The 24,891-nt window shown below is 61.4% G+C and carries 26 protein-coding genes; 16 read left to right on the plus strand and 10 right to left on the minus strand.

Annotation, left to right across the window (positions count from 1 at the left end):
- Positions 1 to 202 precede the first annotated feature (202 nt).
- Complete coding sequence (locus tag AX760_RS14125) at positions 203 to 1,741, plus strand: DegQ family serine endoprotease (protein ID WP_071833595.1); 1,539 nt, start codon at positions 203 to 205, stop codon at positions 1,739 to 1,741.
- Between the two features lie 129 nt (positions 1,742 to 1,870).
- On the opposite strand, the gene serB is transcribed toward AX760_RS14125, so the two are convergent.
- The gene (gene serB / locus AX760_RS14130; RefSeq protein ID WP_071833566.1) at positions 1,871 to 2,764 is read right to left on the minus strand and encodes a phosphoserine phosphatase SerB; all 894 of its coding nucleotides are present in this window, start codon (positions 2,762 to 2,764) and stop codon (positions 1,871 to 1,873) included.
- On the opposite strand from serB, the gene miaA reads away from it, so the two are divergent.
- The 3 genes from miaA to AX760_RS14145 all read left to right on the plus strand — a co-directional run bounded on the left by miaA (position 2,763) and on the right by AX760_RS14145 (position 4,280).
- Positions 2,763 to 3,659 (plus strand): tRNA (adenosine(37)-N6)-dimethylallyltransferase MiaA, encoded by an 897-nt coding sequence (gene miaA, locus AX760_RS14135; protein ID WP_083531190.1) that lies wholly within the window; start codon positions 2,763 to 2,765, stop codon positions 3,657 to 3,659. The genes serB and miaA overlap by 2 nt on opposite strands.
- 82 nt (positions 3,660 to 3,741) lie before the next feature.
- Positions 3,742 to 3,951, plus strand: a complete 210-nt coding sequence (locus AX760_RS14140; RefSeq protein ID WP_071833568.1) for a KTSC domain-containing protein — start codon at positions 3,742 to 3,744, stop codon at positions 3,949 to 3,951.
- Positions 3,952 to 4,025: 74 nt separating this feature from the next.
- Entirely contained in the window at positions 4,026 to 4,280 is a 255-nt protein-coding gene (locus tag AX760_RS14145) for a hypothetical protein (RefSeq protein ID WP_083531191.1), read from the plus strand.
- 76 nt (positions 4,281 to 4,356) lie between these two features.
- Here AX760_RS14145 and AX760_RS14150 read toward each other — a convergent pair whose 3' ends face one another.
- Positions 4,357 to 6,450 carry an ATP-binding protein gene (locus AX760_RS14150; protein WP_071833569.1) on the minus strand — a complete coding sequence of 698 codons (2,094 nt, stop codon included), beginning with the start codon at positions 6,448 to 6,450 and terminating at the stop codon, positions 4,357 to 4,359.
- Positions 6,451 to 6,778: 328 nt separating this feature from the next.
- Here AX760_RS14150 and AX760_RS14155 point away from each other — a divergent pair, with 328 nt between their 5' ends.
- Complete coding sequence (locus tag AX760_RS14155) at positions 6,779 to 8,602, plus strand: acetolactate synthase 3 large subunit (protein ID WP_071833570.1); 1,824 nt, start codon at positions 6,779 to 6,781, stop codon at positions 8,600 to 8,602.
- Between the two features lie 22 nt (positions 8,603 to 8,624).
- The gene (ilvN, locus tag AX760_RS14160; RefSeq protein ID WP_071833571.1) at positions 8,625 to 9,197 is read left to right on the plus strand and encodes an acetolactate synthase small subunit; all 573 of its coding nucleotides are present in this window, start codon (positions 8,625 to 8,627) and stop codon (positions 9,195 to 9,197) included.
- Positions 9,198 to 9,232: 35 nt separating this feature from the next.
- On the opposite strand, the gene AX760_RS14165 is transcribed toward ilvN, so the two are convergent.
- Entirely contained in the window at positions 9,233 to 10,090 is an 858-nt protein-coding gene (locus AX760_RS14165) for an aldo/keto reductase (protein WP_071833572.1), read from the minus strand.
- A 192-nt stretch (positions 10,091 to 10,282) separates the two neighbouring features.
- Here AX760_RS14165 and AX760_RS14170 point away from each other — a divergent pair, with 192 nt between their 5' ends.
- Genes AX760_RS14170 through AX760_RS14190 form a run of 5 tightly spaced genes read left to right on the plus strand, consistent with a single transcriptional unit; the run spans position 10,283 to position 13,380 of the window.
- Complete coding sequence (locus tag AX760_RS14170) at positions 10,283 to 10,876, plus strand: LysE family translocator (protein WP_071833573.1); 594 nt, start codon at positions 10,283 to 10,285, stop codon at positions 10,874 to 10,876.
- A gap of 27 nt (positions 10,877 to 10,903) precedes the next feature.
- Positions 10,904 to 11,716, plus strand: a complete 813-nt coding sequence (locus tag AX760_RS14175; RefSeq protein WP_071833574.1) for a bestrophin-like domain — start codon at positions 10,904 to 10,906, stop codon at positions 11,714 to 11,716.
- A gap of 17 nt (positions 11,717 to 11,733) precedes the next feature.
- Positions 11,734 to 12,366 (plus strand): nitrile hydratase subunit alpha, encoded by a 633-nt coding sequence (gene nthA / locus AX760_RS14180; RefSeq protein WP_071833575.1) that lies wholly within the window; start codon positions 11,734 to 11,736, stop codon positions 12,364 to 12,366.
- Positions 12,363 to 13,022 carry a nitrile hydratase subunit beta gene (gene nthB, locus AX760_RS14185; protein WP_071833576.1) on the plus strand — a complete coding sequence of 220 codons (660 nt, stop codon included), beginning with the start codon at positions 12,363 to 12,365 and terminating at the stop codon, positions 13,020 to 13,022. The genes nthA and nthB overlap by 4 nt, the downstream gene beginning before the upstream one ends.
- Entirely contained in the window at positions 12,991 to 13,380 is a 390-nt protein-coding gene (locus AX760_RS14190; RefSeq protein ID WP_071833597.1) for a nitrile hydratase accessory protein, read from the plus strand. Before nthB ends, AX760_RS14190 begins: the two co-directional genes overlap by 32 nt.
- A 34-nt stretch (positions 13,381 to 13,414) precedes the next feature.
- Here AX760_RS14190 and AX760_RS14195 read toward each other — a convergent pair whose 3' ends face one another.
- The gene (locus AX760_RS14195; protein WP_425348853.1) at positions 13,415 to 14,524 is read right to left on the minus strand and encodes an AbrB family transcriptional regulator; all 1,110 of its coding nucleotides are present in this window, start codon (positions 14,522 to 14,524) and stop codon (positions 13,415 to 13,417) included.
- A gap of 249 nt (positions 14,525 to 14,773) precedes the next feature.
- On the opposite strand from AX760_RS14195, the gene AX760_RS14200 reads away from it, so the two are divergent.
- On the plus strand, positions 14,774 to 15,901 hold the full coding sequence (locus AX760_RS14200; RefSeq protein WP_071833577.1) for an ATP-dependent DNA helicase: 1,128 nt from the start codon (positions 14,774 to 14,776) through the stop codon (positions 15,899 to 15,901).
- Positions 15,902 to 15,914: 13 nt separating this feature from the next.
- Here the strand turns inward: AX760_RS14200 and AX760_RS14205 are convergent, their stop codons facing one another.
- Positions 15,915 to 16,589 (minus strand): MerR family transcriptional regulator, encoded by a 675-nt coding sequence (locus AX760_RS14205; protein WP_071833578.1) that lies wholly within the window; start codon positions 16,587 to 16,589, stop codon positions 15,915 to 15,917.
- Positions 16,590 to 16,934: 345 nt separating this feature from the next.
- Positions 16,935 to 18,080 (minus strand): hypothetical protein, encoded by a 1,146-nt coding sequence (locus AX760_RS14210; protein ID WP_071833579.1) that lies wholly within the window; start codon positions 18,078 to 18,080, stop codon positions 16,935 to 16,937.
- Between the two features lie 493 nt (positions 18,081 to 18,573).
- Here AX760_RS14210 and AX760_RS14215 point away from each other — a divergent pair, with 493 nt between their 5' ends.
- Positions 18,574 to 19,326 carry a pyridoxine 5'-phosphate synthase gene (locus AX760_RS14215; RefSeq protein ID WP_071833580.1) on the plus strand — a complete coding sequence of 251 codons (753 nt, stop codon included), beginning with the start codon at positions 18,574 to 18,576 and terminating at the stop codon, positions 19,324 to 19,326.
- 92 nt (positions 19,327 to 19,418) lie between these two features.
- On the opposite strand, the gene AX760_RS14220 is transcribed toward AX760_RS14215, so the two are convergent.
- Positions 19,419 to 20,303: an SDR family oxidoreductase gene (locus AX760_RS14220; protein ID WP_071833581.1), complete on the minus strand. Its 885-nt coding sequence runs from the start codon at positions 20,301 to 20,303 to the stop codon at positions 19,419 to 19,421.
- Between the two features lie 207 nt (positions 20,304 to 20,510).
- Between AX760_RS14220 and AX760_RS14225 the strand changes: the two genes are divergently transcribed.
- Together AX760_RS14225 and AX760_RS14230 are read left to right on the plus strand one after the other, a co-directional pair.
- A complete protein-coding gene (locus tag AX760_RS14225; RefSeq protein WP_425348856.1) occupies positions 20,511 to 20,870 on the plus strand; it encodes a winged helix-turn-helix transcriptional regulator in 360 nt (119 codons plus the stop codon).
- Positions 20,871 to 20,873: 3 nt separating this feature from the next.
- Positions 20,874 to 22,127, plus strand: a complete 1,254-nt coding sequence (locus AX760_RS14230) for an FAD-dependent oxidoreductase (RefSeq protein WP_071833583.1) — start codon at positions 20,874 to 20,876, stop codon at positions 22,125 to 22,127.
- Between the two features lie 24 nt (positions 22,128 to 22,151).
- Here AX760_RS14230 and AX760_RS14235 read toward each other — a convergent pair whose 3' ends face one another.
- Both AX760_RS14235 and AX760_RS14240 read right to left on the minus strand, forming a co-directional pair.
- Positions 22,152 to 23,093: a bifunctional helix-turn-helix transcriptional regulator/GNAT family N-acetyltransferase gene (locus tag AX760_RS14235; RefSeq protein ID WP_071833599.1), complete on the minus strand. Its 942-nt coding sequence runs from the start codon at positions 23,091 to 23,093 to the stop codon at positions 22,152 to 22,154.
- A gap of 67 nt (positions 23,094 to 23,160) precedes the next feature.
- On the minus strand, positions 23,161 to 23,880 hold the full coding sequence (locus AX760_RS14240; protein WP_071833584.1) for an aspartate/glutamate racemase family protein: 720 nt from the start codon (positions 23,878 to 23,880) through the stop codon (positions 23,161 to 23,163).
- Positions 23,881 to 24,047: 167 nt separating this feature from the next.
- Between AX760_RS14240 and AX760_RS14245 the strand changes: the two genes are divergently transcribed.
- Complete coding sequence (locus AX760_RS14245) at positions 24,048 to 24,512, plus strand: Lrp/AsnC family transcriptional regulator (RefSeq protein WP_071833585.1); 465 nt, start codon at positions 24,048 to 24,050, stop codon at positions 24,510 to 24,512.
- A gap of 6 nt (positions 24,513 to 24,518) precedes the next feature.
- On the opposite strand, the gene AX760_RS14250 is transcribed toward AX760_RS14245, so the two are convergent.
- A complete protein-coding gene (locus AX760_RS14250; RefSeq protein WP_071833586.1) occupies positions 24,519 to 24,881 on the minus strand; it encodes a DUF4087 domain-containing protein in 363 nt (120 codons plus the stop codon).
- Between the last annotated feature and the right edge of the window lie 10 nt (positions 24,882 to 24,891).

Genomic DNA, 24,891 nt, shown 5'->3' on the forward strand with positions numbered 1-24,891 from the left:
CTGAAACCGCCTTATCTTCGCACTAAGAACCAAGTGATACGGGCCTGCGCCGAATTATCCCTGTGAGTGAACACGCCCATTGAGCTGAATAAGCGCAGGGAACTGAATAAGCACAGTCCGGCAACGTTTCGGATGAAGACCATTTGCGAGCGGCGTTATCAGGGCCGACGCGCCATTTCAAATCGAGAGGACCCCCATGGACCTGTCCCACCGCTCGCGCTCCTTCCGGTCTGTCGTCGTGGCGACGGGACTTGCCCTGTCGTTGACGACCATTTCTGCCCCCTTGTCGGGCGCATGGGCGCAGGGCGCCCCGACGCAGCAAGGTCCAGAATCGGTCGCCGATCTGGCAGAGGGCCTGCTGGATGCCGTCGTCAACATTTCCACATCGCAGAACGTCAAGAATGACGACCAGGCCGTCATGCCGCAGGTTCCCGAGGGCTCGCCGTTCCAGGATTTCTTCGACGAATTCTTCAAGGGCGGGCAGGGTGGCGGGGGCGCGCAACGCCAGCGCAAGGTCGAATCGCTTGGGTCGGGCTTCGTCATCGATCCCACCGGCTTTATCGTCACCAACAATCACGTGATCGAGGGTGCTGACGATATCGAGATCAATTTCGCCAATGGCTCGAAGCTGAAGGCCAAGCTGATCGGCACCGATACCAAGACCGATCTCGCCCTGCTCAAGGTGGAGCCTAAAAAGCCGCTGACGGCGGTGCCCTTCGGCGATTCGCGGCAGATGCGCATCGGCGACTGGGTGATGGCCATCGGCAATCCCTTCGGCCTTGGCGGCACGGTGACGGTCGGCATCATTTCTGCGCGCGGCCGCAACATCAATGCCGGCCCCTATGACAATTTCATCCAGACCGATGCGGCGATCAACAAGGGCAATTCCGGCGGACCGCTGTTCAACATGAACGGCGAGGTCATCGGCATCAATACGGCGATTATCTCGCCGACCGGCGGCTCGATCGGCATCGGTTTTTCCGTGCCGACGGAACTGGCGCAGAACATCATCGGCCAGCTGCGCGAATTTGGCGAAACGCAGCGCGGCTGGCTTGGGGTGCGCATCCAGCCGGTTACCGACGACATTGCCGAAAGCCTGAAGATGGATGTGCCGCGGGGCGCGCTTGTCGCCGGCATCATCAAGGGCGGACCGGTCGAGAAGGGCGAGATCAAGACCGGCGACGTGATCCTCAAATTCGACGGTCGCGACGTGCTGGAAATGCGCGACCTGCCGCGGGCCGTGGCGGAAAGCCCTGTTGGCAAGGCGGTCGATGTCGTCATCATGCGCGACGGCAAGGAACAGACCGTCAAGGTGACACTCGGTCGTCTCGAGGATGGCGAGGCAGTCGCTGCGGCATCGGGCGGCGATGAAATCGTGCCGGGTGACGAGACCGAAGACGGCGTTGACCAGGCCGAGCCGCCGGAAGAGACCGCACCTGCGAGCGACACGGTGCTCGGCATGACGTTACTGACGCTTGACGACGAAAGCCGCACAACCTTCGGGATTTCGGCGGATGTGGAAGGCGTTGTGATTTCCGAGGTCGATCCGCAATCGGCCGCCGCCGAACGTCGGGTCACTTCCGGCGATGTCATCGTCGAGATCGGCCAGGAACCGATGAAGACGCCGGAAGATGTGACGGCCCGGATCGAGGCGCTTAAATCGGCCGGGCGGCGCAATGCGCTGTTTATGATCGCCAACAAGACCGGCGAATTGCGCTTTGTCACGGTCAGGATGGAGTAGGGCGTCAGGTCAGGGCACGCGATCTGGAACATGGGAGGGCGGCAGTCGGGCTCGCCTTTTTCCGTATCCGGCCGATGGCCGCCAATTGTGTTTCGACCTGGTCGTGTCGCTCGACTTGACAGCCTGGCCTTACACCACGTCGATGAAATCGGTCCGGCGATAGCCCTGGATGTAGAGCAGGGCGGTCAGGTCGGAATGGTCGATGCGGATTTTGGCCTGGGCAGCGACTGTCGGCTTGGCATGCAGGGCGACGCCGGATCCGGCAAGCTGGATCATGCCGAGGTCGTTGGCGCCATCGCCGACGGCCATGGCGTCATCCGTGGTGATGCCCAGACGGGAGGTAATCTCGATGAGCGCATCGACCTTGGCCTGCTTTCCGAGGATGGGGTCTGCGACCTCTCCGGTGAGATAACCATCTTTTTCGATGAGGAGATTGGCACGGTTCTCGTCAAAACCAAGCGTGGCTGCGATGCGGCTGGTAAAGACGGTAAAACCGCCGGACACCAGCGCCGTGTAGTAGCCCCTGGCCTTCATCGTGGCGATCAGCTGCGGGCCGCCGGGGGTCAAGGTGATGCGCTTGGCGATGACGTCGTCGACCACGCCGATCGGCAGTCCCTTGAGCAGCGCGACGCGTTCGATCAGCGCCGGTTCGAAGGCAATCTCGCCATTCATGGCGCGCGCCGTGATCGTCGCCACCTTCTCCTTCAGGCCGACTTCGGCAGCAAGTTCGTCGATGCATTCCTGGCCGATCATGGTGGAATCCATGTCGGCGATCAGAAGCTTCTTGCGCCGCGTTTCGGAGGGCTGGACGACGACATCGATCTTTTGCGAACCGATGGCGGCGCGCAGGCTGGCTTCCGCTTCCCGCGGGTCGGTTCCGTCGCGAAGGACGATGTCGCAGGCGACGCCATCGGCAAGCCAATAGAGGCCTGACGACGCAACCCAGGCTTCGGCCGCTTCGGCAAGGGCTGGCGTGAGAACAGGATTTGACGGATTGGCAACAAGCGTGGCAACGAAGGCCATGATGAGAAACCTTGAAAACGGACAGGATGCGATCCTGATAACCGGGCCGACCGCCAGCGGCAAGTCCGCTCTTGCGGTGCGGCTGGCGAGAGAGCATGGCGGCGCTGTCATCAATGCCGACAGCATGCAGGTCTATGACACGCTGCGCATCCTTACCGCGCGGCCGTCGGAAGCCGAGATGGAGGGCGTGTCGCATCATCTCTATGGCCATGTGCCGGCCGGACAGCACTATTCCACGGGTGAGTGGTTCCGGGATGCCGTCGCCGTCTTGAAAGCGGTCCGTGAGGCCGGGCAGATACCGGTGTTTGTCGGCGGCACGGGGCTCTATTTCAGGGCGCTGGCGGGCGGTCTCTCCGACATGCCTGCGGTACCCGACGCAATCCGGGTCGCGTTTCGTGCACGGCTTTCGGTAGAAGGTCCCGAGACAATGCATGCACTGCTGGCGGAGAAGGATCCCGAGACTGCGGCCCTGTTGCGCCCCGGGGACGGGCAGCGGATCCTTCGGGCGCTGGAAATCGTCGAGGCGACGGGCCAGTCGATCCGCGTGTTTCAGGCGCGCAAGGGGCCGGTCGCGCTCGATCCCGACAGGGCGCTGAAGATGATCGTCCTGCCGGACCGAGCGATCCTGCGCGAGCGCATCAACCGGCGGTTCGCGCAGATGCTCGATGCCGGTGCGGTGGAGGAGGTACGGGCTTTGCTGGCGCTCGGTTTGAAACCCGAAATGCCGGCGATGAAGGCGATTGGCGTCCCGCAGATCACGTCCATGCTCGAGGGCGCCATGAGCCGCGAGGCCGTTATCGAGACGGCGTCTGCGGCAACGCGGCAATATGCCAAGAGACAGATGACATGGTTCCGCAACCAGCTGGACGAGACCTGGGCGGTGGTTGCGCCGTAACCGGTGATTCACCCTCTTGTTTCACCGGTTTTTGGGAGATTTTTGCGATGGTGGCATCCGAAGGTCAAACAAGGGGCATCCGATGCAAAATCTCCCGGTTCAGTCGCGAATCATCAAGTCGGTCTGGTTCAGCCGGGAGGATGGGCGTTTGCTCGTTTGCTTCAAGAGCGGCGAAGAGCGCCGCTTTGAAGGCGTGCTTGAGGACGTAGTGCTCAATATGGTTGCTGCGCCATCGCCGGGTCAGCACTATATCGATCACATCCGCACGAAGTTTAAGCGACTGGCGGCCTAGAGATATCGATCGTCGCTCTGGACGTTTGCACGATTCCGACCATTTATGGGGAACCGGAACTCTGGAGACGAACAATGACGGAACGCTTTTTGAAAACCACGACGCTTGCGATGATTGCAGCGTCCCTCTGTGCAGGATTTCCGGCTGCGGCCGCCGACATGATCGACGACGCTGCAGCGCCGCCGTTGGCCGCAGACTACCGACAGTATCAGCCGGTGCGCAGCGCCTATGTTTACCAGCCGGCGCAGGATTGCAACGAACTGCTGATCACGTATCGGCACCCCTACAAGCCGCACTCCGAAATTGTCCAGTTCTGCGAACCCCTGTAAGGGGCCATAAAACGCGTATCACCGGCCGTGGCGCGCCCGCTGCGAGCTGATCGCGGATCACCTTTGACGACTGCAATCACTTGCGGATGAGGCTGCTCAGCGGTTTTTTGAGCAGGCTTTCGCGCAGGGATGGTGGACGGGCTGGCGGGTCGCCAGGCGGTGTGAGCGAGGGTGTCTCGCGCAAAGGCGTGCGGTAGGCATCCGCCTGCTGTCTGGGCGCCGGCTCCTCGGACAGGATCTGGCTGCGGATCTGGTTGAAGCGGTCGAGTTGCGGATTGGCAGGGCCGTCTGCACGGGGGAGCATGCCGGAATTATAGGGTTCCGGTGCGGGATAGGGTTGTGGCGCGGGTGCGGCCAGGGATGCCGGAGGCGTCCGGCGGCTGGCGATCTCGTCCGCTGACGGTCGCTGTTCATAGGCTGGCTGTTCGTATGGATTGGCCAATTCTTCCGTTGCCACCGGTTTCTGACCGGCAAGATAGCTCTGCTGGAAGCCGGAAATATCCGGTCCGCCCATAGCCCGCATGCGGCTGACGATGTTGCGCAAATCGACCGTTGCCGGGTTTTCATCCGTTATCTTGGCCGAGGCACCGTTCGCCTTCGGCAGCCGCTCGTCGATGACCCGTGTAAAACGCATGCGCATGGGCACGGCGACCGCCTCGCCGAAGGCGATGGCTTCGCCATTGCCGATCGACGAGATGAAGCTGGTTGTCGATGCCGAGGAATTGGAAATGGCGGCGCGGATGATGTCCTGGTCGCGGTCATTGGCAAGCCGCATCGCGAAAACCGTCGAACATTGCGACAGGATCGTCGGATCGAGTTCGCCGGGGCGCTGCGTGATGATGCCAAGCGAGACCCCGTATTTCCGGCCCTCCTTGGCGATGCGGGCAATGGCCTGCCGGGTGGGCAGGAAGCCGAGGTTCGGATCGGCGGGCACGTAGCGGTGCGCTTCCTCGCAGACGACGAGCATGTGCACGCCACCATTGCTCCACAGCCCGATTTCAAATGCCATGCGGCACAGAACGGAGGCAACCGAATTGACGACCTCGGAGGGTATGCCGGCGAGCTGGAAGGTGGCGATCGGACGGCCATCGCCGGGGATGCGGAAGATGCTGGCGATCGTCTCCAAGATGGTGTCGGTGATCGTGTTCGAGGAGAACATGAAATTATAGCGCGGGTCGTTGATCGCCGCGATGACCTTGACCTTCAACGAACGCAGATGTGGTTTTTCGCTGCGGCCTTCCAGCCGTCCGATGCGTTCGTCGATCGTCGCCAGCAGATCGGCCATGCGGTAGGGGACGGGTGTATCGGCCGTGATCGAGCTTTTTTCCGTGGCACGGCGCATCAGCCCGGAATCCATTGAGCCCTTGAAGGCCTTCTTGGCGTCCGGGATCGCGTCGCGCAGCACGTCGAGTTCTTCGGGCACCGGCGGGCGGCCGCGGAAGATCACCTCGGCGAACTCCTCCAGCTTCATCAGCCAGAAGGGCAGGTCCAGCGTATCCGTGTCGATGACCACCGCGAGATCCGGAAAGGCGGCGGCGAATTCGTTGTGCGGGTCAAGGATCAGGACCCGCAGCTTGGGGTCCGAGGCGATCGCCTTGTTGAGCAGCAGGGAGACGGCCGTCGACTTGCCGACGCCGGTTGTGCCGACGATGGCAAAATGTTTCGACAGCATCGAGGGGACATGGATGGCGGCATCGATCGTCTCGTCCTGCGTCAGCTTGCCGATGACGCAGGTTTCGTCCTTGCCTGTGTCGTAGATGCGGGCAAGGTCAGCCGTGCGGATGCGGTGGGCGATGGCGCCGAGATAGGGATACTGGCTGATGCCGGCGGAAAACTCCTCGCGGCCGGACGGGCCGACGTGGACTTCACCCATGAGTTCGACTTCGATGCTGAAGAGGTTGTCGACTTCCTCGCCCCAGTCGTTCGTGGTCGTGTGCATCGAATAGACGAGGGCGACGACGCGGTTTTCGCCGACCGAAATCGAGATCAGGCGGCCCACGGACCAGAGTTCGGCCAGAGCGGTCTCGCCATTTTCCGCAAGCGCCGCGATTGTTGCGCGCGCTCCGCTGCACGCAACGACGCGTCCAAGAAAGCGGTTGCCGCGCTTCAAGGTATCGCGCCGCTCCTGCTCGCCGGCGCTGATGGATGTATGAAGCTCATTATTCAGCAAACGCAAAACCTCTGCACATTCGATTCGGAGACTATCGAAAGGGCTTTAACAAGTCGTTTCGGGTATTTGAGCCATTTTGTATCCTTATCCTTCCAGAAGGCCGGTTTCTGCAAAAGCCGTTGACGCTCCCGAGGTTTGCGTCTATCAATCGCAACCATGAAAAAACTCTTTGCAATTCTTGTGGTGGGACAGCGCATGGGCAGGACGGTATAACCGTCCGGCGATAGCCACCCATGCGCGATACGAGGCTCCTGACGGGGCCTTTTTTTATGCCCTGAAACCAGCTATTCACCTTCAAAAAACGCGAGACATGGACGGAAACAGGCCAATGAGCGGGACAGACACACAGACAACCGAAAATCAGGCGGCGGGAAACCAGGCTGCTGGCATCCAGATGACAGGCGCCGAGATCGTTCTTCAGGCCCTGCGGGACAATGGCGTCAAGCACATCTTCGGCTATCCCGGCGGTGCCGTCTTGCCGATCTATGACGAGATCTTCCAGCAGGAGGACATCGAGCACATCCTGGTGCGCCACGAGCAGGGGGCCGGCCACATGGCCGAAGGTTATGCCCGCTCGACCGGCAAGGTCGGGGTCATGCTGGTCACGTCCGGTCCCGGTGCCACCAATGCCGTCACGCCGTTGCAGGATGCGCTGATGGACTCCATCCCGCTTGTCTGCCTGACTGGCCAGGTTCCGACCTCGCTGATCGGCTCGGATGCCTTCCAGGAATGCGACACCGTCGGCATCACGCGGCCCTGCACCAAGCACAACTGGCTGGTCAAGGACGTCAACGAACTGGCTGGCATCATCCACGAAGCCTTCCGCATCGCCCAGTCCGGGCGCCCGGGACCGGTTGTTGTCGATATCCCCAAGGACGTACAATTTGCCACCGGCACCTACACGCCGCCGTCCGCCGGTCCGATCCAGGTTAGCTACCAGCCGAAGACTCAAGGCGACCTGCGGCAGATCGAGGCAGCCGTTGCGCTGATGCGCACGGCGCGCCGTCCGGTCATCTATTCCGGCGGCGGTGTCATCAATTCCGGGCCGGAAGCGTCGCAGCTGTTGCGTACCCTGGTCGAGCTCACCAATTTCCCGATCACCTCGACGCTGATGGGGCTCGGCGCCTATCCGGCGTCCGGCAAGAACTGGCTTGGCATGCTCGGCATGCACGGCACCTACGAAGCCAACATGGCGATGCATGATTGTGACGTCATGGTCTGCATCGGCGCGCGTTTCGACGACCGCATCACCGGTCGCCTGAATGCGTTTTCGCCGAACTCCAAGAAGATCCACATCGATATCGATCCGTCGTCGATCAACAAGACGGTCCGCGTCGACATTCCGATCCTTGGTGATATCGGCAATGTTCTGGAAGACATGGTTCGCGTGTGGCGCGCCTCGGATAAAAATGTCGACAAGACGCAGCTGGAAGACTGGTGGACCAGCGTCACCCGCTGGCGCGGTCGCAATTCGCTTGCCTACAAGATGAACGACGACGTGATCATGCCGCAATACGCGATCCAGCGTCTCTATGAGCTGACCAAACATCGAGACACCTACATCACCACGGAAGTCGGCCAGCACCAGATGTGGGCGGCACAGTTCTATGGTTTCGAACAGCCGAACCGCTGGATGACGTCTGGCGGGCTTGGCACCATGGGTTATGGTTTCCCGGCCGCCATCGGCGTCCAGGTTGCGCATCCGGACGCCCTCGTCATCGATATTGCCGGCGATGCCTCAATCCAGATGTGCATCCAGGAAATGTCCTGCGCCGTGCAGCATAACCTGCCGGTCAAGATCTTCATCCTCAACAACCAGTACATGGGCATGGTGCGCCAGTGGCAGCAGCTGCTGCACGGCAACCGCCTGTCCAACTCCTACACCGAGGCGATGCCCGATTTCGTCAAGCTGGCCGAAGCCTATGGCGGCGTCGGCATCCGCTGCGACAAGCCGGCCGCTCTCGACGCTGCGATCATCGAGATGATCGACAGCCCGGCACCCGTCATCTTCGATTGCCGCGTCGCCAATCTCGCCAACTGCTTCCCGATGATCCCGTCGGGCAAGGCCCACAACGAGATGCTGTTGCCGGACGAAGCGACGGACGAGGCGGTCGCCAATGCGATCGACGCCAAGGGCCGCGCCCTGGTTTGATGGATAGGAAAGAGACACGATCATGAAAGCACATCTTCAGCCGACAGGCTCTGCCTATTTCATCGCCAAGGAAACCGAGAAGGCGGAAAACCATACGCTTTCGGTTCTCGTCGACAACGAGCCGGGCGTGCTTGCCCGGGTCATCGGCCTGTTTTCCGGCCGTGGCTACAATATCGAGAGCCTGACCGTCTCGGAGACCGAGCATCAGTCGCACCTCTCGCGCATCACCGTCGTCACGCGTGGCACGCCGCATGTGCTCGAACAGATCAAGGCGCAGCTGGAGCGTATCGTTCCTGTCCACCGCGTCGTCGACCTGACGGTCCGCGCGGCAGAACTCGGCCATGACCGGCCGATCGAGCGTGAAGTGGCGCTGATCAAGGTCAGCGGGAAGGGCGAAAGCCGGGCGGAATCGCTGCGGCTTGCCGATGCCTTCCACGCCAAGGTAATCGACGCGACGCTCGAACACTTCATCTTCGAGATAACCGGGAAGTCCTCGAAGATCGACCAGTTCGTGGCCATCATGAAGCCGCTCGGCGTCATCGAAGTCTGCCGCACCGGGGTCGCTGCCATGAACCGCGGCCCGCAGGGCATGTAACGATCACGAGGGCGCCGCTCTTACCGGCGTCGCCCTCAGATCATCTCCAGCGGCACTTTTGCTGCCGGTGCCGGAAAGGCCTTGTCGAGAAGGTCAAGGTCATCCGTGGTCAGCCGGATCGCTGTGCTTCCCCTGTTTTCGCGCACCCGCTCCGGCATTCCGGTTTTTGGAATAACGATCACGCCGGGATTGCGCAGCAGGAAAGCGAGCGCGATTTGCGCAACGGTCGCCTGGTGCGCCTTGGCGATGTGGACGAGATCGGGGTGACGCAGCAAACGGCCTTCGTCGAGCGGCGAATAGGCCATGACCGGAATGCCGGCTGTCCGGCTTTGCGGCAGGAGATCGTGCTCGACGCCGCGACGGGCGAGGTTGTAGAGCACCTGGTTGGCCGCGACATGGCCGCCATCCGGCACGCCGGCGAGTTCCTCCATGTCGTCCGTGTCGAAGTTGGATACGCCCCAGGAACCGATCTTGCCGGCTGTTTTCAGCGCTTCGAAGGCTTCGACCGTTTCGGAAAGGCGGTAGCGGCCGCGCCAGTGCAACAGATAGAGATCGATGCGATCGGTCGCGAGCCGCTTGAGGCTCGCCTCGCAGGCCTTGATGGTTCCCTCGCGGCTGGCATTGGAGGGCAGAACCTTGCTGACGATGAAGGCATCGTCGCGCCGACCCCGCACGGCTTCGGCCACCACCCGCTCCGCGCCGCCATCGGCATACATTTCCGCCGTATCGATCAGCGTCATACCGAGATCCAGCCCATGCCGCAGGCTTTTGGCTTCGTCCGCGAATGACTTCTTGTTCTCGCCCATGTGCCAGGTGCCTTGGCCGATGACGGGCACGGCACGGTCGGAGGAAGGTCCGAAAGGAAGGCGGGTCGTCGGGATCGGATCTGGCATGGGTAATACTTTCTCGGCGAATTTCTGTTTCGTCGTGAGACGGCGCATGAACTGATCTAAGGCACCGATCACGATCTTAAAGACCCTCGAGCGAAATCGTCAAACCCAATGTCGTTCTTGTCACCGTGACAAGTTCGATCTGGCCAATCCGGATAGGTCAACTATACTGACCTAAATTCCGGGGAGGATTCCATGCCTTACGATACGCTTCTGGCGCTGATCCTGTTTGCCTTCACGACGTCGATCACGCCGGGGCCGAACAATATGATGCTGTTTGCGTCGGGGGTAAATTTCGGCTTTGCCCGGACTATCCCGCATATGTTCGGCATCGGTATCGGTTTTCTGTCGCTGCTGATTGCGGTCGGCCTTGGCCTCGGCGCACTTCTGCATTCCGTTCCGCTGCTCTACATGGGCCTTAAATTCACCGGCTGTGCGTATCTCCTCTCTATTGCCTGGAAAATCGGCATGTCGCGCAGCCTGGGCGAAGGGCGTTCGGGTGCCGTGCCGATGACGTTCCTGCAGGCTGCCGCCTTCCAGTGGGTGAACCCCAAGGCCTGGGTCATGGCGGTTTCGGCGATGGCCACCTATACCAGCGCGCAGAGCTATATGACGAGCGTTGCCATCGTCGGCCTGGTCTTTGCGGCCGTCAATCTTCCGAGCGTTTCGACCTGGGCCGGGTTCGGTTCGGCGCTCCGGCAATGGCTGTCCGATCCGGTTCGGCTCAAATGGTTCAACATCACCATGGCGGTCTTGCTCGTCGCCAGCCTTTGGCCGATGCTACGCTAGAAAATGCCGGAATGGTTTGGGTGCAAGATGCCGGGCTTCGTCATATCGATCATCATGGGACTTCTGTTCGCCACCGGTGCGCTGGCGATCGTCTTCAGCTCATACGCGCTTTCACGCAAGCTGCTTGGGCCCGGCGCCGAGGGCGACAGGACGCATGAGGCCGCCAGCACGATCGCCGTGCGCATCGCTGCCCTGCATGGCCTCATTCTCGCACTTGTCTATGCGCAGGAACTCAATGACTACCAGGATATACGCAAAAACCTGATGGAGGAATCGGTCGCCATTGCTGATGTCTACAACGATGCCAAGCGATTTGGCGGGGTGCGGGTTGTGCCTGTCCAGGAAGGACTTGCGCGTTACCTCGTGCTCGTCGTCGGCGAGGAGTGGACTATGCTTGGTCACCGGCAAGGACTGTCATCCAAGGCATGGGCGGAATGGGACGGTGTCTACGAGCGGCTGCTCGACCTCACACCTGCGACGGATCGGGAACGCTATCTGGTCGAGCGCATGCGCAATCGCGTCACCGAGATCGCCCGTTTCCGGCAGATCCGCGAGCAGACGGCGATTGGCGGGTTCAGCGGATTGTTCTGGGCGCCGGCCCTGATCGGCCTGGCACTTCTGGCGATCCCGTTCTACGTCTACCGCCCGACGCGCACCCATATATTCCTGCTGTCAATCTTCGGCGCCTATTCCGGCGTCATCCTGTTTTTCATCTTCGCCTTTTCCAACCCGTTCGAGCAACCCGGGAAACTGGAGCCGCGACCGTTCCAGAAACTGCTGGAGGGCGACATCGGCCAAAGCCTGCCCGCAGCGCAACAGCAGACACAACCCGCTTCCTAACGGTCCAAGAGGACACCATGCAGCACGACGATCACCACCATCATCATGATGACCATGACAATCATTTTTCGGAGATGCAGGCGCGGGTGAAAGCGCTCGAGACCGTGCTGACGCAGAAGGGTCTGATCGATCCGGCGGCGATCGACGCGATTGTCGAAACTTACGAGACGAAGATCGGACCGCGCAACGGGGCGCGGGTCGTCGCCAAGGCCTGGACGGAGCCGGATTTCGCCGAATGGCTGACACGCGATGCGACCGCCGCGATCGCCAGTCTCGGTTATACGGGACGGCAGGGCGAACACATGCGCGCCGTCTTCAATACGCCGGAGACGCACAATCTGATCGTCTGCACGCTCTGCTCCTGTTATCCCTGGGCCGTGCTCGGCCTGCCGCCGGTCTGGTACAAAGCGCCGCCGTACAGGGCTCGCGCCGTGATCGATCCGCGTGGCGTTCTGGCGGAATTCGGCGTGACGCTGCCGGAGAGCATAAAAATTCGGGTCTGGGATTCCACGGCCGAATTGCGCTATCTCGTCATCCCCGAGCGGCCGTCCGGCACCGAGCATCTGGATGCTGAACGATTGGCCGATCTGGTGACGCGGGACGCGATGATCGGGACAGGGCTGGTATCGTCGTCGGGGGATGTCCGATGAACGGCCCGCATGATCTCGGCGGCCAGCATGGGCTGGGGCCGGTGGCGCCGGAAACGGACGAGCCGCTGTTCCACGCCGAATGGGAAAAGCGGGCGCTGGGCATAACGCTCTCCTGCGGCGCCTTCGGTGCCTGGACGATCGACGAGAGCCGTCATGCCCGCGAGAATGTTGCGCCGGCCACCTATCTTTCGGCGAGCTACTACGAAATCTGGATACGGGCGCTGGAGACACTTCTGGCACGGCACGGGTTCGTTTCGGCCGCAGAACGCGAGACCGGGCAGTGGCTGGAACAGGGCGCTGCGCCGAAACGGGTGCTGAAGGCGGAGATGGTGCCTGCGGTTCTGGCCGCGGGCGGCCCCTGCGACCGGCCGCTGGCTGCGCCGGCAGCCTTCCGTGTGGGTGAGCGGGTGCGCACGAAAAACTTCAACCCGCAGACCCATACCCGCCTGCCGCGTTATGCCCGTGCCCGGATCGGCACGGTCGAGGCGGTGCAGGGCAGTTTCGTGTTTCCGGATGACAATGCCCATGGCAAAGGCGAAAATCCGCAATGGCTCTATACCGTCGTGTTCGACGCTGCCGAAATCTGGGGCGAGGGTGCCGATCCGTCGCTGACTGTCTCTATCGATGCCTGGGAGAGCTATCTTGACCACACCTGACGCAATCTCGCCGCTTGTCCTTTCGCCGGGACTGCCGAAATCCCGCGAAGGCGATCCTGCCTTTGCCGAGCCCTGGCAGGCGGAAGCCTTCGCCATGACGGTGCAGCTCCATGAAAAGGGCGTGTTCTCCTGGAGCGAATGGGCGGAGGTGCTGTCGCAGGAACTCTACGGGCCGGGACGCCGCGCGGATGCCAGTGACTATTATGATTGCTGGGTTGCGGCCCTGTCGCGTCTGGTCACGGAGCTGTCGATCACCTCCAGGGCCGATCTCGACCAGTTGACGCAGCGCTGGCAAGAGGCGGCAGAGGCAACGCCGCACGGCGCGCCCATTCGCCTGGAAAATGCACCGGGGCGCTGACGCGACAGCGTCTGCGTCGACCGTCTCTGCAGCGCTACGGGCGGCGTTCGCGACCGCCTGCCTTGTGCGCCACGAAGCGGGCAAGCGCCGGGCCGAAGGCCATGATCATCAGCAGCCGCGCCGTTTGCAGCGCCATGACGAAGGAGACGTCGACATTGCTGGAGGCGGCGATGATGGCGATCGAATCCATGCCGCCTGGGCTGGTGGCCAGGTAGGCGGTGAGCGCGTCGATGCCGGCAAAGCGTGTCAGCAGGTACGCCAGACATCCGCAAAAGCCCATGAGAAAGGCGATGGACAGCAGGATCGGCAGCAGCGCGCGCCGGGCATGCGCGAGGATCGGCCGCGTAAAACCGAGGCCGATGTTCCAGCCGAGCATGGCATAACCGAGCGCCAGCAGCCATTCCGGCAGTTCGATGGCCAGATGGCCCGTGGTGCTCAGGACAGTGCCGGCGATGAAGGGCACGAGGAAGATGCCCGCCGGGATACGCAGCAACCGTCCAGCGACCGCACCGACGGCGGCTACCGCCAGCGTTTTTGCAAAAGCGACGGTATCGATTGCGCCGAACCAGACAATGGCCGGTGTTGCGGCATCACCGTCCACCCAGAGATGGGCGACGATCGATGCCGCGGCCGCGACGCAGAGAACACGCAGATACTGCATGAAGGCGACGAGCCGCGTGTCTGCCCCGAAGGCATCCGCCATCACCACCATCGCGCTTGCCGCACCGGCAGAAGTGCCCCAGATGGCCGTGGTGCCTGGCAGGATGTTCAGGCGGCTGAGCGTGAAGCCGGACAGCGTGCTCATCGCGATGACGGAGAACACGATGCCGAGAAACAACGGCCAGTTGTCGAGAAAGGTCGAGACAATGCCGCCATCGATCGCACCCGCAACCATCATGCCGATCAGGGCCTGGGCGCAGAGATAGAGCGGGCGGGGCAGGCGAATGGTACCGCCATTGATGCCGACGATTGCCGCCGCAACCATCGGCCCCATCAAAAGTGCTGCCGGCAGGCCTGACAGTTCGAGCAGGGCCGAGAGGCCGAGCGACAGGACCAAAAGCGCTGCCCATTGCAGGACGGGTGGCCATCGGCCGATGCCGGATGCAAGCGGAGGCGGCGGCATGTCGGCGGGATCGGATGTCACGCGTCTTCTTTCGGTCGTTTCGGCTCGTCTTTTCGCAGCAGTGCTAACACGCCGGCGATAGCGGGGATATGTACGACCTGTGGTGCTTTTTCACAGTTTTGCGCTGAATGTCCAAAGCCGGATCGTTGTGCATGATCCGTTGTGCGGGGGCGGGCGGCGTGTGTCGGGTTTCCACAATACAGTGCGTAGCAGACGGCCGGAGCGACCGGGGCAGCGACAGCGGCTGGCGAATCGGGCAATAGATCGCAGATGGAATTTGCACCGCAACAGGACGAGGCCCTCAAGGCCGTTTCGCGCTGGCTGAAGGAAGGTCGTTCGCCGCTGTTCCGGCTTTTCGGTTATGCAGGCACCGGCAAGACGACGCTGGCGCGGCATTTTGCCGAACATGTCGAAGGCGAGGTGCTGTTTGCAGCCTTCACCGGCAAGGCGGCACAGGTTTTGCGCTCAAAAGGCGCGAAGAATGCGCGAACCATCCATTCGCTGATTTACAGGCCGCGCGGCGAGGAAGAGATTTCCGACGAGGAAACCGGCAAGACCTCGGTATCGCCGATGTTTTCGATCAACCGGCAAAGCCCGGTTGCCAAGGCGGCGCTGATCGTCGTCGACGAATGCTCGATGGTCGACGAGGCGCTCGGCAAGGATCTGATGAGTTTTGGCACGCCGATCCTCGTGCTCGGCGATCCCGGACAGTTGCCGCCGGTGACAGGTGGTGGCTATTTCACCAATGAGGAGCCGGACTACCTGCTGACCGATATTCACCGGCAGGCCCGCGACAACCCCATCATCCAGCTTGCCATGCATGTGCGCGAAGGCAAGGAGATCATGCATGGCGATTGGGGCACGGCGCAGGTGATCTCCAAGAACGAGGTAACCCAAAGCCTCGTGCTCGATGCCGATCAGGTTCTGGTCGGCACCAACAAGACACGCCGCCGCTACAATACGCGCCTGCGCGAACTGAAAGGTTTTGCGACAGAGTATCCGCAGTCGGGCGACAAGCTGGTCTGCCTGCGCAACGATCCGGCCAAGGGCCTGCTCAACGGCTCGCTCTGGCAGGTGATGACATCGTCCAAGGAGACGGTGAAACCGGGCATCAACCTGATGATCCGCCCGGAGGACGACGACATGGACCGGGGGGCGGCCAAGATCAAGCTGCTCAAGTCCGCCTTCGAGAATGTCGAGGGGGAAATTCCCTGGTCGACGCGCAAGCGCTATGATGAATTCGACTACGGCTACGCCCTGACCGTGCACAAGGCGCAAGGGTCGCAGTGGAACAATGTCGTGTTGTTCGATGAAAGCTGGGCGTTTCGCGACACGCGCGAGCGCTGGCTCTACACGGCGATTACGCGGGCGGCCGAGACACTGACGATCGTCCGCTAGCCCGGCCGATCGCTCAATCCGTAGCCACATGTCCGAGAAGGACAGCCTTGGCGACCGCCTGGAACCGATTGTGGCCGTTGAACTTGCGGATGATGTCGGATTCGAGCGTCAGAACGGCCGTGAGGTCCATGTCCATCAGCGCCGCGATGCGGTGCCCCGGATAGCCCTCGGCCATAAAGCCAAGACATTTGATCTCGATCGGCGAAAGATGGATGTGGAGCGCTTTGCCGGTGCTTTCGCCATCGCGCTGGGCCGCCGATTCGAGCAGTTCGCTGATGCGCTGCATCTGCCGACGCAGGATCGACTGCTGGGCGGCCAGTTCGCGCTTGCGCGCCTGCAACGCCGTTTCGAACAATTGGTCTGCCTCGGACTGATCCGCGGTGCCGGACAGGCTGTCCATCAATTCCTGGATCATCGCAATCGGCATGTCGATTTCCCGACAGGCGTTGATCACGGTCATGCGGCGGATGTCGTCGATGTCGTAGACCCGCATCGGCCCGACGCGCTTGGCCGAGAGCAGACCTTTTTCCTCGTAGAAGTGCAAGGTGCGGTGCGTGACGCCGAAGGCGTCGGCCATGTCGGCAATGGCAACCTGTTGCGTGGCGATCGTACCTGGCAAGGGCAGGTATGGCAGAAACCCGCCTGTGGTTTGCCGGTGCAGATAGGCCGTCGTCATTTTGTCCTGCATGTTTCCATCGCCCCTGATTGCAGTATGCCTGCATCCGTCGTTTGGAAACCGATCTCCGACCTCAGGCAGCAAAGCGCGCCGTCGCGACGGTTTATTCTGAACACTTCCAGAATCCTGCCTGCCCCCCGAAAATGCACGTCTGTCCGCAAAACGGATACGCTGAACCCTGTGCTTGCCTGATGAGCAACCAGGCCGATCTCCCGACTTACAGCTTCACGGTATACGGGCGGAGGAAAATTGGATAGTCCGTAATGTTAGGGATAAAATCCGCTATTTTTCAGCCTTTTTGTCGAAAAATATGAGTTTCTACGGTGATTTCTCATATCTTTGCGGCGGCTTTTGCCTTCATCGGTCGAGAGTGCCGGGTAGCGCACTGGCGCTGATAACGAAGTTGAGGGATTTCCTGTGGGACGCCGACAACCGTTCCTGGCAGTCATTGGCCACCCGGAATGTCTCCTTCGTCTGGATCCGCCGATAGGAATCGGTGCTCACCATGCAGTCCATCAGCGTGCTCTGGATGTTCCTCGCTTCGGCGAAACGAAAGATATCGCCGCGAACGGACAGGATGCGGGCGACCAGTGAAAGGCTTTCGAAAAGAACGTCTGCCTTATGCGCAACGCGTGCATCTGCGATGACATCGGTGCTGAGTTTTTCGCCGGTGCTGTCGTTGAGCAGGACGACGACCAGTCCGGCTGGCGTCTCCTGTCGGGAGATTTCCATGGTGAACGAAAGGGGCGAGAATGCGCGCTTCTCCGGCATGCGCTTGGCCGAGTTCCGGGTGGTCGTGATGGTGCTGTAGTTTGCGGATGCGGCCCGAACCGCGTCGGCAAAATCCTTTACCTTGTCGGCTGCAGGCCAGGTCGCGTTAACGGCGAGGCTCGGCAAATCATAGGACACGCCTTCCGCTGCTGGCAGGATGGCGATCAGCTTGGCATTTGCTTCGATGTTGCCCGTTGTGCCGTGGGATGCGAGCGGCGCCAGCAGCAGAAGGGGCAGGACGGACAGAAGGGCAAGTGGCGAGGAGAGGGGTGCCGGCAGCCAGGCAGCCGATTTCCCGTTGCGTTTTTTTGACGGATGCGCCGCCTGTATTGCCTGCTTTTGTGGTGCTGCAGCCGGCACGGTTTCCGGCGTGCTGATCGGGGTGGCCTTCAGGCGATGGTATTCGGGAATATAGGTGCCTTTCGGAATGACGATCTTCCATTCGTCGTCGGCACCTTCAGCAGCATAATAGGCATCAAGCAGCTTGCGCAGCTTACCGGCATGCACCCGCACAAGCGGATCGCTGTCCGCATTGAAGGCGTGGGGACGTCCAAAGACATCTATGCCAATCGTATAGCCCTTCAACTGGTGTCCCGCACCCGCCACCTCTTCGGTGACGACATAGCTGAAAAAGGTGCGCAGCCGCTCGGAGCGTGCAAAAATCGCGCTGGAAATGATGCGCGCCTGCAAGCTTCGGATCGTCTGGTCGCAGGGTCTTTCGGCCTGTAACATGATCAGAATTTCCTGCCTGTTTGTGCTGGCTGATTCCCATTCAACCGGCCGAGCCAAGACTGTACCCGCTCCCTCGGGCGCGGCAGTATCGCATCTTCAATGCACGCGTCCATTGCGACAGCATTTCGGTTCTGTTGCATAATTTCAACCCAGGGATCGGTCAGATGTTGGAAATAGGGAACACTTGAAAAAACGTTTAATCATCGGAATCAAATGACACTGCCGTTCATACTTTCGTTTGATCTGCTCGTTTTGGCAAATCCGGCAGGTGCTCAACATCGTATAAGAGGTCCAGTGGTTCGAGTCGGCATTAAAGCGGATTTTTGGCTGCTTGTCAGGTGTTCATCCTGCTAAACTTGAGTATTACAGGAGATATTTGAACAGGGCTTTTCGTCGATTTCTCGAGGCTCGCCCCGTGCATTGATTGCGGGCCTTTCGGCGAACCGCTAGAAAGGGTGCGGCACCTGTCGTTGTTTCCTTGGAAAGTCCTGAAATGCCTGCAAAACTCTCCGTGAATCTCAATGCAATCGCGATGCTGCGCAATCGGCGCGATCTGCCGTGGCCGTCCGTCATCGATCTCGGGCGTATCGCGCTCGAGGCCGGCGCCAGCGGGCTGACAGTTCATCCGCGACCCGATCAGCGGCATGTCCGCTTTTCCGACCTGCAGCCAATCCGCGACCTGATCGACGATTTTTTTCCCTCGACCGAGTTCAACATGGAGGGCTTTCCCGATCCGGGCTTCATCGACCTGGTCGAAGCCCATCAGCCCGAGCAGGTAACACTGGTGCCTGACGATCCTGAGCAGGCGACGTCCGACCATGGCTGGGATTTCCGAAAGAACCATAACGTGCTGGGCGATGTCGTCGGACGGCTGAAGAAGAAGGGCTTCCGGGTCTCGCTGTTTGCCGATGGTGATCCGGATGAAGAGGCTCTGCGGATCGCCCGGGAAACCGGCGCCGACCGCATCGAACTCTATACCGGGCCCTATGGCGGCTGCTACGACGATCCTGAAAAAGCGGCGCGGATCTGCGAATTGCTCGGCCAGACGGCCGATATTGCCATCGGACTGGGTCTCGAGGTCAATGCCGGGCACGACCTGACGGTTGCCAACCTGCCGGCACTTGCTGCGCGCATTCCGGCCCTTGCGGAGGTCTCGATCGGCCACGGGCTGACGGCGGATGCGTTGGAATACGGCATGGCGGAGACCGTTCGCCGCTTTTGCCGGGCCTGCGGCCAGGATATCTGAAGAACAGACCGTCATCATTAATGGGCTCCGCAGACGATGCGGAGCCCTTTCCGTTTCCCGGACTGTTGCCGGGGCTTTCCCGGGGAGCCGGTTCAACCTGCCAGCGCTGCTGCGTTGGCTTCGAGGAAGCTGGAGAGGGTGGTCAGCGGCTTGCCGGACAGCGTCGCGGCATCTTCCGTGACCATGCTGATATGGCCTTCGCGGGTATTGGCGTCGAAAGAGACGATGACCGGGATCATGAAGCCTGGGATTCCAGCCGCCTGAAGCCCGCCCGCAAGCTGTTCGTCGGTGATCTGGATGACTTGCAGCGGCTTGCCGGTCATTTCCGTGACGAGGGCTGCGATGTCTTCCGTCGTATAGGCCTTCGCCCCGGTCAGCGTGTATGTCTTGCTTTCGCCGGATGCGGCGATGAGCGCTGCTGCGGCTGCGGCAGCAAGGTCGGCGCGGGCAATATGGGCGAGCGAACCTGCACCGGCACTGGTGAACCACTGTCCGGTCGACAGCGCATGCGGCAACGACAGGAACAGGTTCTCCATGTACCAGCCGTTGCGCAGGATCGTGTAGGGAATGCCGGTTGCCTTGATGGCATTCTCGGTGCCGAGATGGTCGGGCGCAAACGGGATGACCGAGGTTTCAGGGTTCGGCATCGAGGTATAGAGAATATGCCTGGTGCCGGCCTTCTTGGCGGCGGCGACGGCGGCCAGATGCTGGCGCAAGCGCTTGCCGGGCGCGTCGAGAGCATCCGTGGAAATGATCAGGATCCTGTCGGCGCCGGCAAAGGCAGCATCGAGCGAGGCTGCGTCGTCAAAGTCTGCCTGGCGGGTGACGACGCCCTTCGCAGCATAGTCGGCGAGCTTGGCGGTATCGCGGCTGATGGCGATGATGCGCGCAGGTTTCGTACCGGATGCCAGGAGTTTGTCGAGCACGAGGCGGCCGAGCTGGCCGGTTGCGCCGGTGACGAGAAGGGTGTCGGACATCGCGAATTTCCTCTGGTTTTCGAACGACGAGGAGTGTTGTTTCCTGGTCGTGTTCGAGATATGGTTCCTAAATGAGACCTGCTCTTATTTCGTCATCTCCGGATGTTTGTAAAGGAGGCAGTATTTTCTGCGGAAGTTACCTGGAGGGAACCGAGCCCCGTGAACAAGATTGCTGGCAAGGTGGATGGCGAACAGGTCATCGTCGTGATGGGACGGGTGTTTTCCAGGTCCGATTGCCCCGTGCGCGACGTCATTGAAAACATTGGCGGCAAGTGGAACACGCTGATGATCCTTGCTCTGGCGGACGGGCCGATGCGCTTTTCCGCGCTTAGGCGGCTCATCCCCGATATTTCACAACGCATGCTGACGCAGACGCTGCGCGATCTGCAGCGGGACGGCTATATCGACCGGACGGTCTTTCCAACCCAGCCGCCGAGCGTCGATTACCGGCTGACCGTCCTTGGCCAGTCATTTTTGAGCCTCGTCAAGCAGCTGGTCGACTGGTCCAGCGAAAACCACGGCGCCATTCGTGCCGCCCGCGACGTCTATGATGCCAGAGATGTTTGACGAATGAAGGCCTTGCAGATCGGCATTGCAGGCGCCGGGCCGGCAGGTCTTGCGACCGCGCTGTTTCTGGCGCGCTCCGGGCACCAGGTCGAAATTCTCGAGCGCTACGACCAACCGGCACCGGTCGGCTCCGGGCTTCTGATGCAGCCGACCGGCCTGACCGTGCTTCATGCGCTCGGCCTGTTTGATAAAGTCCGCGGGCTCGGCAGCCGCATCGACCGGCTGCATGGCGCGGATGCGCTCAGCGGTCGAACGGTGCTCGATGTCCGCTATGACGCGGCGCCCGGCGGGCGATATGGTCTTGCCGTGCAGCGCGCCGCCCTGTTCAATACGCTGCATGACGCCGTGAGGGCAGCCGGGATCCCGATCCGCACCGGTATCTCGCTTGCGCGCGCTGCGCCGCAGGGCACACGCGCGGTGCTGATCAGCGATACGGGCGAAGCGGTCGGGGCGTATGACCTCGTTGTCGATGCGAGCGGCGCCCGGTCATCGCTGATCGGGGGATCGGCCGTGGCGCCAAAGGTGCGGGATCTTGCCTATGGTGCCTTCTGGGCGACGCTGGACGGCGGCGACGCGGTTTATGACCGTGGTGCGCTTTCGCAGCGCTATGACCGGGCCAAGGTGATGATCGGTGTGCTTCCGGCGGGCCGGGTAACCGCTGACACACCGGAGCGTGTGGCGTTTTTCTGGAGCCTCAAGGTTGCCGATGCCGAGGCGGTGAAGGCCGCCGGGCTCGAGCGCTGGAAGGCGGTGATCCGGAGCTATTGGCCGGACTGCGCACCGTTTCTCGACCAGATCCGCGATTGGGACCAGTTGACGCTGGCGCGCTACGCACATCGCACGGCGCGGCCGCCGTTTTCCGGTGCAATCGCCTTCATCGGTGACAGCGCCCATTCCACCAGTCCGCAACTCGGCCAGGGCGCCAATATGGCGCTTCACGATGCGGCGGCGCTGTCGCATGCGCTGTCTGCTGCGCCGGACCTCGCATCGGCGCTGCGGGCCTATGGGCTGGCGCGGCGCAACCATGTCGTCCTGTTCCAGTTGCTGTCGCTGGCCTTCACGCCGTTTTATCAATCGGATTCGCATGCCATCGCGTGGATCCGAGACCGGTTGGTGTCGACCGTCGCCAAAGTGCCACCGGTGCAGCGACTGCTGGCCTCCATCGTTGCGGGGACGCTGATCGATCCGTTTGCCGCCACGGGTTTGCGTGAAACGGACTGGCTGGGCGGTGTTTTGTCGCCGCGCCCGCCGGTCTGATCCGAGCGCGGACAGGGGTGCCTCTCAGAGGTCGCGCTGCCATGTCTGGCCGTTGAGGTCCATGCCGAAACTGTGATGCGGTTCTTCCGCGACAAGGACGAAACCTTCGGCCTCGTAGAGCCGGCGCGCGGTGACGAGGATGTCGTTTGTCCACAAGGTCAAACTGGTGTAACCGGCTTCCCGGGCAAAGCCTATGCAGGCGCGGACCAGCGCCTTGCCGATGCCAAGACCGCGCGCAAAAGGCTCGACATAGAGCAGGCGCAGCTTGGCGACATTGTCACCGCCATCGACCAGGAACACCGATCCGGCGATGGTGCCGTCCTTTTCGGCGATCCAGCAATATTCGCGGCCAGGATTGAATGCCGCCAGGAAATCGCTCGTGATGCGGGCGATCAGCGCCTCATATCCACTGTTCCAGCCGTATTCCGCAGCATAGAGCCTCATCTGACGGTGAATGACCCAGCCGATATCGCCGGGCTGGTGGGCGCGGATCGCGTAGACCGGTGTCACGGCCTCCGATGGCGCAAGCAGCGTCGCAAGGGTTGCCATGGCTGATTCCATCGTCTGCCGCTGGTCGGCGGAAAGTCCAAGCAGTTGTTGTGCGACCTGCCGGCGGGAGCGGTCGGCAAGGTCGGCCGCCTCGGCCCGGCCTTTCGGTGTCAGGGCAATGGTCTGGCTCCGCTTGTCGGCCGGGTCCGGTTGCGTCGTCAGCAGGCCTTTTTCGCGAAATGCTTTCAGCGTGCGGCTGAGATAGGCGGTGTCGAGCTGCAGATCCTCGGCGATCTGCCGGGCGACCGGGGCTGGTCGGGCGTTGAGCTCGAACAGGATGCGGGCTTCTGTCAGGGAATAGGGACTGTCGAGAAACGCCCGGCCGATCAGGCCGAGCTGGTTGGTGTAGAAACGGTTGAAGCTGCGAACGGCTTCGATTGTCGCAAGATCGCTTTTTGGATCTGCAGGCGTGGTCATCGGCAAGGCCCTCATTCCGGGGCTTTGTCCGCCAATTGGTTGACTAAGTCAACTAATATTCACTTGATCACGCAGCGCTCTTCGATTGGTCTGTTGTCTCGGCAAGCGCGAATTCAACGGCGGTCGCGGCGTGCAGCGCAGTCGAATCAAAGCCGGGCAGGGGCAGAGCCTTGGGGTCGAGGATGAGGCAGATTTCCGTGCAGCCGAGAATGACGGCATCCGCACCTCTGGCCTTTGCGTCGTCGATGACGCGCATCAGGGCTTCGCGCGAGGCCGGCAGGATCTTGCCGGCGCAAAGTTCGCTGAAAATGATGTCATGCACCAGCGTACGGCCGGCAGCATCAGGAACCATCATCTCGATGCCATGGCCGGACATTCGGTCGCCGTAAAAACCGTGTTCCATCGTGTAGCGCGTGGCCAGCAGAAGCGGGCGCCGGATGCCGGCGGCTTTCAGGCCCTGTGCGGTCTCGTCGATGATATTGATAAGGGGAACAGTGATCGATGCCTGCACGGCGTCGGCGATCAGGTGCATGGTGTTGGTGCAGATCAAAACGCAATCGGCACCCGCCTTTTCCAGCCCGCGCGCGACGTCCGAAAGGCGCTGTGCCGCATCGTCCCAGCGGCCGGCTTTCTGCAGGTCGACGATGGTCTGGAAATCGACCGAATGCAGCATGACTTCCGCGGAATGCAGCCCGCCGAGACGCTGTCGAACGGCCTCGTTGATCATCCGGTAATAGACCGCCGAACTTTCAAAGCTCATTCCGCCGATAAGGCCAATCTTGCGCATGTCCCGTCTCCAGTTCCTGTTCGATGCGCAAATTATGGGGGCAGGCGGCCGAAAAGTCTCGTCTTTCTCAGGTGACTTTTGGATGTTTGACGCGTATTGTTCGCGCATAAACTTATAAATGCGCGTAATTTTCGCGTTTGGGACGGTTTCTGCGATGGGAGTGTGGCGTGCTGGATGAACGGGACAGGCGGCTTCTTGCTTTGCTGCAGGAGGATTCGAGCCTTTCGGTCGGGGATCTCGCGGAAAAAGTGCATCTGTCTGTCTCGGCCTGCTCGCGGCGCATCCAGCGGCTGGAGGAGACCGGTTATGTCGCACGCCGGATCGCCGTTCTCGACCGCGCCCGCATGGGGGTGCCGACGACGGTGTTTGCGCTGATCAAGACGGCGCATCACGCCGACGACTGGATCGAAGCCTTCCGCAAGGCGATCAGCGACATTCCCGAAATTGTCGAGGCGCACCGGCTGACCGGCAATTACGACTATATCCTGAAAGTCGTTCTGCCGCGCGTCGAGCATTATGACGTCGTCTACAAGCAGATCGTCCGCAAGGTCGAACTGTTCGACGTCTCTGCATCGATCTCTATGGAGGTGCTGAAAAGCGGCCTGGGCGTTCCGGTGGAATATGCCGAGTGAAGTGGATTACTCGGCTGTCGGCAGCGCCGCATCGTTCTCGCATTGCGACAGGCTGAGCTGTCGGAAGGAGAGGATTTCGGTGATCTTTGCCTCCGCACTGTCGGTTTCGACCGACATGCAGGCGCAGGCGTAACCGTAATTGCCATTGGTGGCGACATAGTCTCGCTCGGATATGTCGGGGATAAGGTCCATGCCGGGCGGTCCATCCTCGTCGCCCTGCGAGCGCATTATCCACATGCCCTTATTGTCCACCAGCCACCAATTGCCCGGTGTCGGGTTCTGCAGCCAGCCGCAGCGCGTTTCCGCGGCAAGGGCAGGGGCTGCACTGAGCGCAAGCGCAAGCAGGAGCGTCGTTGTCCGGTGTCTCATGGCTGTCTCC

The organism is Pararhizobium antarcticum, assembly GCF_001885585.1.
Taxonomy (GTDB): Bacteria; Pseudomonadota; Alphaproteobacteria; order Rhizobiales; family Rhizobiaceae; genus Pararhizobium; species Pararhizobium antarcticum.